This window comes from Bradyrhizobium sacchari (assembly GCF_002068095.1).
GTDB lineage: Bacteria > Pseudomonadota > Alphaproteobacteria > Rhizobiales > Xanthobacteraceae > Bradyrhizobium > Bradyrhizobium sacchari.
Genome location: NZ_LWIG01000026.1, coordinates 70,025 through 71,655 on the forward strand (window position 1 = coordinate 70,025; position 1,631 = coordinate 71,655).

General features: G+C 67.3%; 1 protein-coding gene. It reads left to right on the top strand.

Going from position 1 to position 1,631, the window contains the following annotated elements:
* Positions 1–350: 350 nt before the first annotated feature.
* The coding region (locus A5906_RS24270) for a hypothetical protein (protein WP_080137806.1) at positions 351–1,631 on the top strand (1,281 nt) is incomplete at its 3' end.

Genomic DNA, 1,631 nt, shown 5'->3' on the forward strand with positions numbered 1-1,631 from the left:
GGCGGTCCAGGTGATGATACTGCCGGAGACACGATCATGCAGGATGGCGGGCTCGTCGGGATCGAAGGCATCCATGGGACGAAGCGAGGAATGCGTCATGTCCGAGCAACGCGCGCCACGCGGCGGAAGTTGCGCAAGTCATCGGATTCGTATTTTTCGCAGTCCGCGTCGATGGACCCTGGAACCCGCGCGTGGCCCCGAGGCCACACTTCCCCCAAAAAGCCCGCTTTCGCCGAATTGCGCCATTGCGCCGCCACACGGTCACCCGAACAATTGACGCACTGCGTGCCTTTCTATGCAAGACTGTTCGACAAGACTGGTTCGAACCGAACCGTTTGGAGGCAGGGATCATGAATGATCGGCGGTCTCTTCTGGTGGCAGTCGCGTGCCCCTCGGCCGTGATGGCCGGCTGGCTGGCGCTCTCCCTGTCCGCCTATGCCCCTGCCCTGATCGAGAACAGCGGCGCCAATGCAGCCGCTATCTCGCGCGCGAAAGACCTCGGCCGCCTCGATCTCGCCGACGTTCCGCGCGCTGCGACGATCGAGGATGGCATGGCGCTGACTGCCGACATCGCCGCCGCGGTTGCCGCGACACCGGCTCCAGTGATCACCGAGGCCGCGGCGCCTGAGGCCGCCTCCATCAAGCTCGCCTCCGCCGATCCTGCGCTGATCCTGCCGGCCGAGCCGCCGCCCGCCCCGCAAGTGTTGCCCGAGCCGGCGCCCGCCGCCGGCGCGGCCGCGCCCGTAGAGGAGCCGGTCAAGCTCGCATCGGCCGATGCCGCCGAGATCGTGGCCACGGACGCCCTGTCGCCCGCATCGCTCGCGACCGGGCCGGCAGCAACCGCCGTACGCAAGGCGTCACCACCGGCCGACACCGTCGCCGTGCTCGACGAATGCTTCGTCGTCGATACCTGCATCGACCGCTATCTCTGGGCGCTCTACCAGCGCACGCCCAAGGAAGACTCGATCAAGGTCGAGGAGCGCCGCGCCGTCACCGTCAAGCGCCGGGGCAAGATGGTCACGGTGATGCGGAGCTTCACAAAACTGGTCGACGAGGATTTCGGCTGGAAGGATCCAAAGGCGGCCGAACACGCGAACATGTCGATGATGGACTACGTCATCGGCGGCATGGACAAGAGTTTTAAGCGAAAACTGTTCCGCACGCTGCTTGCGGCAGAAGCCGCCGGCCTTTCGCCGGGCATCACCAGCGCGTTCCGCGACGATTATCGCCAGTCGATCGCGAGCGGCCTGAAGGCCGCCTCCGACCGCTCCTATCACGGCGGCAGCACCCGCGGCGGCTATGGCCACGGCATGGCGGCCGACATCGTCTCGACCGCGGGCAACAACCGCGCGCAGCGCTGGGTCTCGACCGAAATCCTCTGGAAGTGGGTCGACGCCAACGGCAAGGCGCTCGGCATCGGCCGGCCCTATCTCGGCCGGGATCCGCCGCATGTCGGCCCCATCGACGGCGCCGAATACATCTCGAAGCGCGGCACCGCGGACCGCAAGGACGTCGCCAGCGCCAAGCCGAAAAAGGCGCGGGCCGTGGCGCATGCAAAGCTGCCGAAAGCGCAGGCCGCGCGCGAGCAGAAAGTCCCGGCCAAGCCGCAGAAGTCGGCGCAATCGGCCGGC